11 protein-coding genes are annotated in these 12,104 nt (G+C 32.3%); 7 read left to right on the top strand and 4 right to left on the bottom strand.

Translation table 11 applies throughout. The annotated features are described in order from the left end of the window. Nucleotides 1–23: 23 nt before the first annotated feature. From HNQ90_RS14215 to nadC, 3 genes are all read right to left on the bottom strand, one after another. Nucleotides 24–446, bottom strand: coding sequence for a DUF2147 domain-containing protein (locus HNQ90_RS14215; RefSeq protein WP_144117834.1), 423 nt, complete (start codon nucleotides 444–446; stop codon nucleotides 24–26). A gap of 2 nt (nucleotides 447–448) precedes the next feature. Continuing rightward, complete coding sequence (locus HNQ90_RS14210; RefSeq protein ID WP_144117835.1) at nucleotides 449–1,390, bottom strand: YihY/virulence factor BrkB family protein; 942 nt, start codon at nucleotides 1,388–1,390, stop codon at nucleotides 449–451. A 75-nt stretch (nucleotides 1,391–1,465) separates the two neighbouring features. Beyond that, on the bottom strand, nucleotides 1,466–2,326 hold the full coding sequence (gene nadC, locus HNQ90_RS14205; RefSeq protein ID WP_144117836.1) for a carboxylating nicotinate-nucleotide diphosphorylase: 861 nt from the start codon (nucleotides 2,324–2,326) through the stop codon (nucleotides 1,466–1,468). 339 nt (nucleotides 2,327–2,665) lie between these two features. Here nadC and rlmH point away from each other — a divergent pair, with 339 nt between their 5' ends. Beyond that, nucleotides 2,666–3,139 carry a 23S rRNA (pseudouridine(1915)-N(3))-methyltransferase RlmH gene (gene rlmH / locus HNQ90_RS14200; protein ID WP_144117837.1) on the top strand — a complete coding sequence of 158 codons (474 nt, stop codon included), beginning with the start codon at nucleotides 2,666–2,668 and terminating at the stop codon, nucleotides 3,137–3,139. A gap of 123 nt (nucleotides 3,140–3,262) precedes the next feature. On the opposite strand, the gene HNQ90_RS14195 is transcribed toward rlmH, so the two are convergent. Then, nucleotides 3,263–3,562 carry an HPF/RaiA family ribosome-associated protein gene (locus HNQ90_RS14195; RefSeq protein ID WP_144117838.1) on the bottom strand — a complete coding sequence of 100 codons (300 nt, stop codon included), beginning with the start codon at nucleotides 3,560–3,562 and terminating at the stop codon, nucleotides 3,263–3,265. Between the two features lie 169 nt (nucleotides 3,563–3,731). Here HNQ90_RS14195 and HNQ90_RS14190 point away from each other — a divergent pair, with 169 nt between their 5' ends. The 6 genes from HNQ90_RS14190 to HNQ90_RS14165 all read left to right on the top strand — a co-directional run bounded on the left by HNQ90_RS14190 (nucleotide 3,732) and on the right by HNQ90_RS14165 (nucleotide 12,026). Beyond that, nucleotides 3,732–4,319 carry a non-canonical purine NTP diphosphatase gene (locus HNQ90_RS14190; RefSeq protein ID WP_144117839.1) on the top strand — a complete coding sequence of 196 codons (588 nt, stop codon included), beginning with the start codon at nucleotides 3,732–3,734 and terminating at the stop codon, nucleotides 4,317–4,319. Nucleotides 4,320–4,374: 55 nt separating this feature from the next. Then, nucleotides 4,375–6,600 (top strand): RelA/SpoT family protein, encoded by a 2,226-nt coding sequence (locus tag HNQ90_RS14185; RefSeq protein WP_144117840.1) that lies wholly within the window; start codon nucleotides 4,375–4,377, stop codon nucleotides 6,598–6,600. Nucleotides 6,601–6,774: 174 nt separating this feature from the next. Continuing rightward, entirely contained in the window at nucleotides 6,775–7,233 is a 459-nt protein-coding gene (locus HNQ90_RS14180) for a Fur family transcriptional regulator (RefSeq protein ID WP_144117841.1), read from the top strand. 9 nt (nucleotides 7,234–7,242) lie between these two features. Continuing rightward, complete coding sequence (locus HNQ90_RS14175; protein WP_144117842.1) at nucleotides 7,243–8,517, top strand: adenylosuccinate synthase; 1,275 nt, start codon at nucleotides 7,243–7,245, stop codon at nucleotides 8,515–8,517. A gap of 114 nt (nucleotides 8,518–8,631) precedes the next feature. Beyond that, on the top strand, nucleotides 8,632–10,815 hold the full coding sequence (locus tag HNQ90_RS14170) for an OstA-like protein (protein ID WP_144117843.1): 2,184 nt from the start codon (nucleotides 8,632–8,634) through the stop codon (nucleotides 10,813–10,815). 14 nt (nucleotides 10,816–10,829) lie between these two features. Continuing rightward, nucleotides 10,830–12,026, top strand: a complete 1,197-nt coding sequence (locus HNQ90_RS14165; protein ID WP_144117844.1) for an aspartate aminotransferase family protein — start codon at nucleotides 10,830–10,832, stop codon at nucleotides 12,024–12,026. Nucleotides 12,027–12,104: the final 78 nt, after the last annotated feature.

Below are 12,104 nucleotides of genomic sequence, written 5' to 3'. Positions count from 1 at the left end.
TTAATGTTATAAAAAAAAATGAATTATTGATGACGAATCCAATATTGTGTAAGGTATAAAAACGCAATATAACCACGAACTTGAAGCTTTCCTGTTTCCTCAATTAGCTTTATTCTGCACTTATATTCTTTTCCATTTTCAGCATCGAAAATAGTTCCGTTTTTATAATATTCGTCCTGTTTTTCGAGCTCATTAATAATAACCATGCCTAGAATTGGTTTATCTTTTTTATCACCTTCACAATCTTGACACAAGGTGTTTTTATCAAACGGCTCTAATATTTCTATAACCTTACCAAAAATCTTACCGTTTTCTTCATAAATATCCACAATACATTTATGCGCTCCCGTTTCATCATCAACCGTTTTCCATTGTCCTAAAATATCTTGAGATTGCACCGTTAGCGACAAACAATAAAACAATATAAAACACATACAATTCTTCATAACTAAAAGCTTTTTCTAAGTTTATTTAATGAGGCATTTAATTCGTAACCCAACAATAAAATATTAGAGTTAAGCCACAGGTAAAATAATAATATTAATAACGCTCCAATAGAACCATATAGTTTGTTGTATTGTCCAAAATTTTCAATATAAATACCAAACAAATAAGACGTTAATATAATAAGTAACGTTGTAAATATGGCTCCTATAGAAAAGAATTTAGACTCGCGCCCTTCTCTTGTTCCAAAATAATACAAGGTAGCTGTTGCCATATATACCATAACCACAAAGAAAAGATACTGCACCACATTGGTCCAAAATACGCCTTCGGAATCTACATGATAACCTCTATCCTCGAAAGCAGTTATCAACTCTTGCACTACATATATTTGAATATATCCAAGTACAATAATGGTAAAAATAAGTAAAAAAGCTAATATTAAGGCTATACCTAAGGCATACAAATATTGTTTAAATACATTGCGAGTTAATTGCTCGTGATACGAGTTTTCGAATCCAGAAAAAACGGCGTTTACACCATTGGCCATTAATGCAACCGACAACACAAAAACGGAAGATAACAACCCGCCACGTTGCGACTGGTCTATATTTTCGAAAATATTTTCAAAGAAAAAATCTGAGGTACTTGGTGGTAAAAACGATTCTAGAAATTGTAAAAATTCAATTTTAAAATCATCAATAGGAACATAAGGGATAATAATTAAAACAAATAATAAAAAAGGAAATATAGCAGTAAAGAAGCTAAATGCTATAGCACTAGCTCGTGTTGTTAAAGCGCCTTTTACAATACCTGTAATGTACAACACAAGTAAATCGTAAAATGACAACCCTTCAAGTCCTGGAAGTTTTATCTGTTTAAAAAACCGTACCAAAATATTAATACCTGGTATTTTATCGAGTTTTTCATCAAGAGGTTTGGACATTAATAAATTGCGTTATAATTCTATATAGCAAAGTTATTAAAATTAAAAAGTAAAAGACGTTAATAAAAAAGTTAATTACTTAATAGCCTTTAAACTTAAATCCATATTGTGTACAGAATGCGTTAAAGCACCACATGAAATATAATTTACACCGCATTCGGCATAGTGTCTAATTGTAGTTTCGTTAATATTACCTGAAGACTCCGTAAGGCATTTATCTCCAATTAACTTTACAGCTTTTCTAGTATCTTCATAATCAAAGTTATCTAGCAAAATTCTATAAACCCCTTCGTTATTTAAAATTTCTTGAACCTCAGATAAATCTCTGGCTTCGACCATAATTTGAAGATCCCTTTTAGTTTCGTTCAAATAATCTTTAGTCATTTCAATGGCTTTTGTAATACCTCCTGCAAAATCGATGTGATTATCTTTAAGCATAATCATATCATACAATGCAAACCTATGATTTTCGCCACCACCAATTTTAACAGCCCATTTTTCTAACACACGAATACCTGGAGTTGTTTTTCTTGTATCTAAAATTCTAGTTTTGGTACCTTCAACCAAATCAACAAACATTCTAGTTTTTGTAGCAATCGCACTCATACGTTGCATCGCGTTTAATACCGTACGCTCTGCTTTTAAAATAGATTGCGATGGCCCTTCAACATACATTACGATATCTCCATAAGTTACCTCGGTACCATCTTCAATACGAACATCTAGTTTTAGATTTTTATCAACATAAGCAAACACCTTTTTGGCAAAATTAACACCACCAATAATTCCTTTATCTTTAACTAAAAGTTTAGCTTTCCCTCTAGCGTTTGCCGGAATACAAGCCAAAGAACTATGATCGCCATCTCCAACATCTTCACGAATGGCATTTTCAATAATCATCTTAACTTCTGTGTCAAACTGCTCTTGTGTTATCATAATAGTTTTTTAGTTAATCCGAGCAAAAATAAGAAATAGATTCACTAAATTAAATTTTACAATTACGAATTTTCTATTTTTTTCTTATTTAAATGTATTATTCATAAAGAATATATGTTTTTTTTTACATTTCGAATTAACTAATAGTTTAAAAATCATTGTTTTTAGCAATTCAAGTTACCAATTATGAGCTCATTATGATTCTAACTTAAAATATATTTAATTTGTCTATTGAATAAAATGATCCAAAATCTACTGAATTAGAATTTAAGCAATTCTTTACTTTTTTGGTCTTGCTTTACTGTTTTAAGCAAAAAACTATTAATTGATTACAACTAAATGACTATTACACTAATTACAATTGGTAAGACCGACAACAAACAACTTACGGCCTTAATAGAAGATTACACCAAACGCTTGGGCCATTACATAAAGTTTAATTTAGAGGTTATTCCGGATATAAAAAATTCTAAAAACTTAAGTGAAACCCAACAAAAAGAGAAAGAAGGCGAGCTCATTTTAAACAAAACTAAACCTACAGACACCCTAATATTACTCGATGAAAACGGTAAACAGCTCGATTCTGTTGCTTTTTCAACGTACTTACAGAAATATATGAATTCCGGAATAAAACGACTTGTATTTGTTATTGGAGGTCCTTATGGTTTTTCTGAAGACATTTATAAAAAAGCAAACGGGAAACTATCTTTATCTAAAATGACGTTTTCTCATCAAATGATTCGCTTATTTTTTATAGAGCAATTGTACAGAGGCTTCACTATCTTAAAAAACGAACCTTACCACCATAGGTAAATTGACAGTCGCGGTCTCAGTTTTCAGTACTTACTCAGACTTAAAAAAATTAAATAAAAAAAGATGACTAAAACTAATTTTCAGCCATCTTTTTTTTTGGTTATAAGGTCTTCCCACTAACCACTAATGTGTTTTATATATCTCTTTGCGCTTTTTAAGTTGTCGCTCTAAATCGCTTATAGTTTCTCTTACCGATACCTCAAAATTATGCTCGTTCGACGTTGCAAAAATCCGTGGTCCTGGTAAACTTAATTCAATATTACAAATTTTACCTTTATCGTGATCTTTATCATCTTGCTTAAAATGCACAGCCGCATTTATTAAAAACTCATATCTGTTAAACAATTTTTCTAACTTCTCCTTTGTGAATAATGAAAGTGTTTCACTTACATCCACTCCTACATACTGAAAATTTACTGTCATAGTCGTTCTCTTTTAATGTTTAAATATTACCCCAATATACACGTTTTTTACATAAGAAAAAGAAACAAAAATCATAAAATGGTGCTAAATTTTTATTTAGAAAAATAAATACCCTCCATTGTTATTTAAAATCAATAAATAGTACTTTTGAAAGTATAAAAAATTATATATGCAACTCGTTTTCGCAACCAACAACTTAAATAAGGTTAAAGAAGTTCAAACTTTAATTCCTTCTGAAATAAAAATACTTAGTTTAAAAGATATAGAATGTTTCGAGGATATTCCTGAAACACAAAACACTATAGAAGGTAATGCTATTCAAAAAGCAGAATATATAAAAACCCATTACGGTTATGATTGTTTTGCTGACGATACAGGTCTAGAAGTTGAAGCTTTAAACGGTGCTCCGGGAGTTTATTCTGCACGATATGCCGGAGAACAAAAGGATGCCAACAACAATATGGATAAATTACTAGAAGCTTTACAAAACAAAACTAATAAAAACGCGCAATTTAAAACCGTTGTTGCGCTTAATTTAAATAATAAGACACAAACGTTCACGGGAATATGCCAAGGAAGCATAACAACCTCTAAACATGGTGATAAAGGTTTTGGATACGATCCTATTTTTAAACCAAACAACTTTAATATTACGTTTGCCGAAATGGATTTGTCTACAAAAAACAGCATTGGACACCGCGGAAAAGCCGTTACTAAACTAGTCCAATTTTTAAAACTTCTTAAAGAAAAAAATTAGTAAAAAAAGTATATTGGGTGTTGGCTATTAATTTTCTTTATCTTACTTTTAATTTATGACAGAGGAAGCTATAGAAAAAGAGAATGCTACTATTGCCAAAGCCTACAAGGAATTATTAAAAGTTAGTTACACCACACTTTCTGACGACGATAAAAAACTAATTCGTAGTGCTTTTGAGGTAGCTTTAGACGGCCATAAAGACCAACGAAGAAAATCTGGAGAAGCTTATATTTTCCACCCTATTGCTGTGGCCAAAATTGTAGCACAAGAAATTGGGCTAGATGCAACTTCTATTGCCGCGGCTTTACTTCATGATGTTGTGGAAGACAGTCCAGATTATGAAATAAAGGACATTGAAAAAAAGTTCGGAAAAACCATTGCAACTATTGTGGATGGTCTAACAAAAATATCCTCCTTAAGTAAAGAAAAGGATATGGATGTATCCTTACAAGCAGAGAATTTTCGTAAAATGCTACTAACCCTAAATGATGATGTAAGGGTTATTATTATAAAAATTGCAGATAGGCTTCACAATATGCAAACCATGGACTCTATGCGTCCGGATAAACAAGTTAAAATTGCATCTGAAACCTTATATATTTATGCGCCATTAGCACATAGAATTGGCTTATATAATATTAAAACCGAACTTGAAGATTTAGGATTAAAATATACCGAACCTGAGGTTTACGACGACATTCTTCATAAAATAAAAGAAAGTAAAGAGGAACAAGACGAGTATATAACTCAGTTTAGCGATGTTATAAAAAACTCACTCGATAAAGAGAATTTAAGATATAATATAAAAGGAAGACCCAAGTCTATATTTTCTATTAGAAAGAAAATGATAAACCAGGGTGTTACTTTTGATGAAGTCTACGATAAGTTTGCTATCCGAATTATTTACAAATGTGACGCAGACCCGCAGAATGAAAAGTTTATTGCTTGGAAAATATACTCCATAGTAACAGATCACTTTAGGCCCAACCCTATTCGATTACGCGATTGGATTTCATCACCAAAGTCAACTGGTTATGAAGCCCTTCATATTACTGTAATGGGCCCTAAAGGACGCTGGGTAGAAGTACAAATACGTAGTGAGCGCATGCATGAAATAGCCGAAAAAGGCTATGCGGCCCACTACAAATACAAACAAGGTAGCGAGAAAGAAGACAATTTAGAAAGCTGGATAAACAGATTACAAGAAGCATTGGAAAATCCAGAAATGAATGCTGTAGATTTTGTAGAGCAGTTTAAACTCAACCTTTACTCCAAAGAAATATTTGTATTTACTCCTGGTGGAGATTTAAAATCGCTTCCAAAAGGTGCAACAGCTCTAGATTTTGCCTTTAGCATTCATACCGAGGTTGGTATGAAAACGCGTGGCGCTAAAGTAAATGGTAAACTCGAACCTTTAAGTCATGTTTTAAATAGTGGCGATCAGGTTGATATTTTAACTTCCGATAGTGTAAAACCTAATCCCAACTGGTTAGATTATGCAACAACAGCTAGAGCCAGAAGTAAAATTAAATCGGCTTTAAAGGAGGATAAAAAGATAATTGCCGAAGACGGAAAAGAAATACTAAGACGTAAATTAAAACAATTAAAAATTACGCTTGATGAAACTTCCGTTAATGAAATGGTTAATTTCTTTAAGCTTAAAACCAGTCTCGATTTATTTTACAGAATTGGTCTTGGCTCTATAGATAACACCATGTTAAAAAGCTATGCTTCGTCACGAAGCAATGCTTTAATGAGTTATATTAAAAATAAAATTTCTAGAAAAACAACCATCTCGAAAGAGGAGTTGGAAAAACAAGAAATTACTTTAAAATATGATTCTATTGTTTTTGGTAAAGACGAAGAAAAACTAGATTACAAAATAGCAAATTGTTGTAACCCAATACCTGGCGATCGTGTTTTTGGGTTTTTAACCGTAAAGGAAGGCATTAAAGTGCACAAAAAAAATTGCCCTAACGCTGTTAGCTTGCAATCTAATTACTCTTACAGAATCATGGAGGCTAAGTGGATTGATTCCTCTCAGCAAGAGTTTTTAGTTAAAATTGAATTAACAGGAATTGATCATATCGGGCTTGTTAACGATATTACTAAAATAGTATCTTCTAACATGCATGTAAACATGAAAAGCATCAGTTTTGAAACTAACGCGGGACTTTTTTCAGGAAAAATTAACGTTGTTGTTAAGAATAATACCATAATTAGAAAACTATTAGAAAAACTCAAAAAAATTAACGGCATAGATAAAGTTAGAAGGGTTTAGCTAAAATCATCTGTTTTTGTTTAAACACATTTTTGAATATATATTGTTAATATTTTATTACATAGCCTTGCTACGCCTGTGTTTTCAAACTTGTAGACACATAAAATTAGTTAATAAAATTCCATCAACATATTCTAAACAGTCTATAAAAAAAGTGTAAATTTGCAATGAATTATGGATGAAAATATAGATTCGAAAAATCAAGAGATTGTTAAAAGCGTATTTACTAGCTTTTTAGAAACAAACGGGCATCGCAAAACACCTGAACGCTATGCTATACTTCAAGAAATTTATAATAACAAAGAGCATTTTGATATAGAATCCCTATATCTTAACATGAAAAACAAAAAGTATCGTGTGTCTCGTGCTACATTATATAATACTATCGAGTTACTGTTAGATTGTAAATTGGTAAGAAAACACCAATTTGGAAAAAACCAGGCACACTACGAGAAATCTTATTTTGATAGACAGCATGATCATGTTATTCTTACCGATACTGGTGAAGTTATTGAGTTTTGTGATCCTCGAATTCAATCCATAAAAAAAACGATCGAAGAAGTTTTCGATATAGAAATTAATAACCACTCGCTCTATTTTTACGGAAATAGAAAATCAACAACTAATAACTAATTTTTTAAGATGGCAGTAGATTTACTACTTGGACTACAATGGGGAGACGAAGGCAAAGGAAAAATTGTTGACGTACTTACCTCTAACTACAATATTATTGCACGTTTTCAAGGTGGACCAAACGCAGGACACACCTTAGTTTTTAACGGAAAAAAACATGTATTACACACCATTCCTTCAGGAATTTTTCATGACGAAGCCACCAACCTTGTTGGAAATGGCGTAGTTATAGATCCTGTAATTTTTAAAGGTGAACTTGATAAATTAGAAGAACAAAATGTTGACTACAGAAAATCATTAATGATTTCTAGAAAGGCACATATTATTTTACCAACTCATAGATTACTTGATGCTGCGAGTGAAACCTCTAAAGGAAAAGCTAAAATTGGTTCTACTTTAAAAGGTATTGGTCCAACATACATGGATAAAACTGGTAGAAACGGTATTCGTGTTGGCGATTTAGAATTAAGTGATTGGAAAGACAAATATAGAGCTCTAGCAGATAAGCATGAGTCTATGATTGCTTTTTACAATGTTGAAATTGAATACGATTTAAAAGAATTAGAAACCGAATTTTTTAAAGCTGTTGAAGTTTTAAAATCTTTAAAGTTTATCGATTCGGAGGAATATATCTATCAAGCACAAAAATCTGGACAAACTATTTTAGCCGAAGGTGCTCAAGGATCTTTACTAGATATCGATTTTGGAACCTACCCATTTGTTACTTCAAGTAACACAACTGCAGCCGGCGCTTGTACTGGTTTGGGTGTCGCTCCAAATCAAATAGGCGAAGTGTTTGGTATTTTTAAAGCATACACAACACGTGTAGGTTCTGGCCCATTCCCTACCGAGTTATTTGATGAGGATGGCGCAATGATGGCTAAAGTAGGTAACGAATTTGGAGCAACTACCGGTCGCCCAAGACGTTGCGGATGGTTAGATTTAGTAGCCTTAAAATATGCTTGTCAAGTAAACGGTGTTACACAATTAATGATGATGAAAGGCGATGTACTTTCTGGTTTTAAAACATTAAAAGTGTGCACAGCTTATAAATATAAAGGTGAAGTTATTGAACATTTACCATATAATATTGAACCTGAAAACGTAGAACCTATATACACTGATTTTAGTGGTTGGAATGAGGACTTAACAGAAATGTCTGAAGCGTCTCAAATGCCAAAAGCACTTAACGCATATATTGAGTTTTTAGAAAAAGAATTAGAAATTCCTATCACAATAGTTTCTGTTGGACCGGATAGAAAACAAACAATCTTTAGAAAATAATTTTTTCGAAATATTAATTACAAAAAAACGCTTCAAAAATTATTGAGGCGTTTTTTGTTTCAATATACTTAAACATCATATTTATCGTTATTTTTGCTATAAATCATTTAAACTTTGAACAAACTACACCTTTTACTTTTTACCCTTTTTATTGGTTTTGTTTCAATAACAGGTGCTCAAGAAAAAAAGAAAATTAAAATAGAATACGCTGGTAAATTAACCATTGATGATGAAAATTACCCTGGCGCTAAAATTTTAACTCGAGATGATGCACAACAGGTTCATATAGAACATGGAGGTGCAAATATGTGGTGCGACAAGGCTATACATTACAGTAAGGATAACTTTATTGAAGCTTATGGTAATGTAAAGCTAAAACAAGGCGATACTATAAATATGACTTCTAAGTATATTGAGTACAGCGGTATTACAGAATTAGCGTTTGCTAGTGGCGATGTGGTAATGACAGACCCAAATTCCACCATTACTTCAGACACCCTATATATGGATCGCACAAGACAACAGGCATTTTACAGAAGCGGCGGAACGGTTGTAAAAGATTCATCGGGTACCATTACAAGTAAAATTGGAAGGTATTACATGGATCAAAAAAAATATCAATTTGTTGAAGATGTTGTTTTGGTTAGTGAAGAATCAACTATAAATTCAGATTACTTCGATTTTTATTCAGACACTGGTTATGCCTATCTTTTTGGACCATCAACAATTACTACAGAAGAAAGCAAAACTTATTGTGAAAAAGGATTTTATGATACTGAGAATAAAGTAGGTTATGCGCTTAAAAAAGCAAGAATCGACTATGATGATAGAATCATTGAAGGCGATAGTTTATATTTTGATAATAATAAAAGTTTTGCCTCTGCCACCAACAATATAAAAATAACAGACACAATAAACAAAAGTATTGCCAAGGGGCATTACGCCGAGGTATTTAGGGAAAAAGATTCTTTATTTATTACCAAACGTGCTTTGGCTACAACCGTTCAGGAAAATGACTCTATATATATTCATGCCGATAAAATAATGATAACTGGCAAACCAGAAAACCGAATTATTAATGCCTACTATAACGCCAAAATTTTTAAATCGGACCTTAGTGGAAAAGCAGATTCCATTCATTCGGATGAAAAAACAGGTGTCACCAAATTATTAAATATACCACGTCTTTCTAAAGGCGATAAGTTTTCAGTAATACGAAAACCTATTCTTTGGAATTTAGGAAATCAAATGACTGGAGATACCATACATTTAATTTCAAATCCAGAATCAGAAAAAATAGACTCATTATTAGTTTTTGAAAATGCCTTTGTTATTAGTCGAGATACTATTAGCGAAAACGGATACAATCAAATAAATGGCAAACGGTTAGTCGGATTATTTAATGATAAAAATGAATTAAATCAAGTTGTTGTTACAAAAAATGCACAATCTATTTTTTATGCAAGAAACGATAAACAAGAACTTATAGGTATAGATAAATCTAAATCTGGAAGTATTTCTATTTTATTTTCCGAAGGTGATATAAATGAATATACAAGGTTTAATCAAATTGATGGAAACTTATTTCCTGAATCAAGATTCTCCGAAAAAGAAAAATTATTAAAAGGTTTTGATTGGCGAGAAGATGAAAGACCACGGAATGTTGACGATTTATTTAAAGACGACCCAGCATTGGAATTACCCGTTATTAAGGGGCTAGAAGATTATGTTCCTCAAGAAGATTTTTTCGACGAATCTTTAAAAGAAAGAATTAATGCATCAAGACGAGTGTATAAATTTAAAGCAGAAAAAATAGAAAATTTAATTCTTCATGAAAATGAATTTGACCACACCACATGGACAAAAAACAACTTAACTGTCACAAAAAATATCATGACAGCTCCAAATGGTAAAACCAATGCTGAACAATTGGTGAGTATCAATAATAAAAACGGACAATTTATACAAGTTATAAATAAGGCAACTGGAAACTTTAAGTTTTCTATTTGGCTAAAAGGAAAAGGTAATGTTATCATTGGTTTTCAAGAAGCGGGAAAAGATTTTACAGTTTATAAAAAAGCAAATATAGAACTAACAAATAACTGGGTTGAATACGATATAGAGTCGGAGAAAGAAAATGATGGAAGTAGCTTTAGGTGCTTAATTACTGGTATTAAACCTAATACTGAATTATACGCTTGGGGGGCTAGATTAATTAATGTTTCATCCTCAAAACCAATTAAGAAATTAACCGATTTACCAAAAAAAGTACTACCTCAAAAAAAGAAAGCAGAATAAATTAACGTAGATAAATGAAATCTGATTTTATCAAATACCAAGCACAAACCACCCCGCACCCATTAGCTATGGAGATTTCGCATGCTAATGGCTCATATATTTATGATACCAACAATAAAGCATATTTAGACTTTGTTGCTGGTGTTTCTGCTTGTCCTTTAGGACATAATCATCCTAAAGTAATTGAGGCTATAAAAAAACAGTTAGACCGTTATTTACACGTTATGGTTTACGGTGAGTATATTCAAAAACCAGCCGTAGAACTCACTAAATTACTAGCTAAACATTTACCAAAATCATTAGAAAAAACATACCTAACAAACTCAGGAACCGAGGCTATTGAAGGTGCATTAAAGCTAGCTAAACGCGCTACTGGGCGTAGCGAAATTATAGCCGCAAACAAAGCCTATCATGGCAATACTATGGGCGCCATGAGTGTTATGGGCTTTGAAGAACGCAAACAAGCTTTTAGACCGCTACTACCAAACGTAAAATTTATTGACTTTAATAACGAAGCCGATTTAAATAAAATAACTACAAAAACAGCTGGTGTAATTTTAGAAACCATACAAGGAGGCGCTGGGTTTATTGAACCTAACCCTAACTATTTAGAAAAAGTTAGAGCTCGATGCACACAAGTTGGAGCCTTGTTAATTTTAGACGAAATCCAACCAGGAATTGGTCGTACTGGTAAGCTCTTCGGTTTTGAAAACTACAACTGTGTACCCGATATTCTGGTTACTGGCAAAGGTTTAGGTGGCGGCATGCCAATTGGTGCTTTTACAGCATCGGGAAAACTAATGGACTTACTTCAAGATAATCCAAAACTAGGACACATTACCACTTTTGGCGGGCATCCCGTTATTGCTGCTTCTGCCCTAGCCACGCTTAAAGAAATCACAGAAAGCAATTTAATAGCAGACACCCTTGAAAAAGAAAAGCTGTTTAGAGAGCTATTAGTCCACCCATTAATAAAAGAGGTTAGAGGAAAAGGACTAATGCTAGCGTTTTTAACACCTTCTGCCGAAATTACAAACGCATTAATTCTAAAATCTGAAAAGCTTGGTTTAATATTATTTTGGCTTTTATTTGAACCCAAAGCGGTAAGAATAACGCCTCCACTAACTATTTCGAACGATGAAATTAAGGAAGGTTGCCAGATAATACTTGGAGTTTTAGATGAAATTCAACAATCAACAACTTCAAAATAACACATTGATTATCAAGTGTTAAATCCGTAGACCACTCGTAAATCCTATAAATGTTCATTACTTTGTTAAAAACATTTA

The organism is Algibacter amylolyticus (genome assembly GCF_014202225.1).
In the GTDB taxonomy this organism is placed as follows: Bacteria; Bacteroidota; Bacteroidia; order Flavobacteriales; family Flavobacteriaceae; genus Algibacter_B; species Algibacter_B amylolyticus.
The sequence above is the reverse complement of the archived record's forward strand: the minus strand, read 5'-3'. Positions and strand labels throughout refer to the sequence as shown.

Coding starts and splice junctions, on each gene's coding strand:
- HNQ90_RS14215 (WP_144117834.1), bottom strand. CDS start 446: ATGAAGAATTGTATGTGTTTTATATTGTTTTATTGTTTGTCGCTAACG.
- HNQ90_RS14210 (WP_144117835.1), bottom strand. CDS start 1,390: ATGTCCAAACCTCTTGATGAAAAACTCGATAAAATACCAGGTATTAAT.
- nadC (WP_144117836.1), bottom strand. CDS start 2,326: ATGATAACACAAGAGCAGTTTGACACAGAAGTTAAGATGATTATTGAA.
- rlmH (WP_144117837.1), top strand. CDS start 2,666: ATGACTATTACACTAATTACAATTGGTAAGACCGACAACAAACAACTT.
- HNQ90_RS14195 (WP_144117838.1), bottom strand. CDS start 3,562: ATGACAGTAAATTTTCAGTATGTAGGAGTGGATGTAAGTGAAACACTT.
- HNQ90_RS14190 (WP_144117839.1), top strand. CDS start 3,732: ATGCAACTCGTTTTCGCAACCAACAACTTAAATAAGGTTAAAGAAGTT.
- HNQ90_RS14185 (WP_144117840.1), top strand. CDS start 4,375: ATGACAGAGGAAGCTATAGAAAAAGAGAATGCTACTATTGCCAAAGCC.
- HNQ90_RS14180 (WP_144117841.1), top strand. CDS start 6,775: ATGGATGAAAATATAGATTCGAAAAATCAAGAGATTGTTAAAAGCGTA.
- HNQ90_RS14175 (WP_144117842.1), top strand. CDS start 7,243: ATGGCAGTAGATTTACTACTTGGACTACAATGGGGAGACGAAGGCAAA.
- HNQ90_RS14165 (WP_144117844.1), top strand. CDS start 10,830: ATGAAATCTGATTTTATCAAATACCAAGCACAAACCACCCCGCACCCA.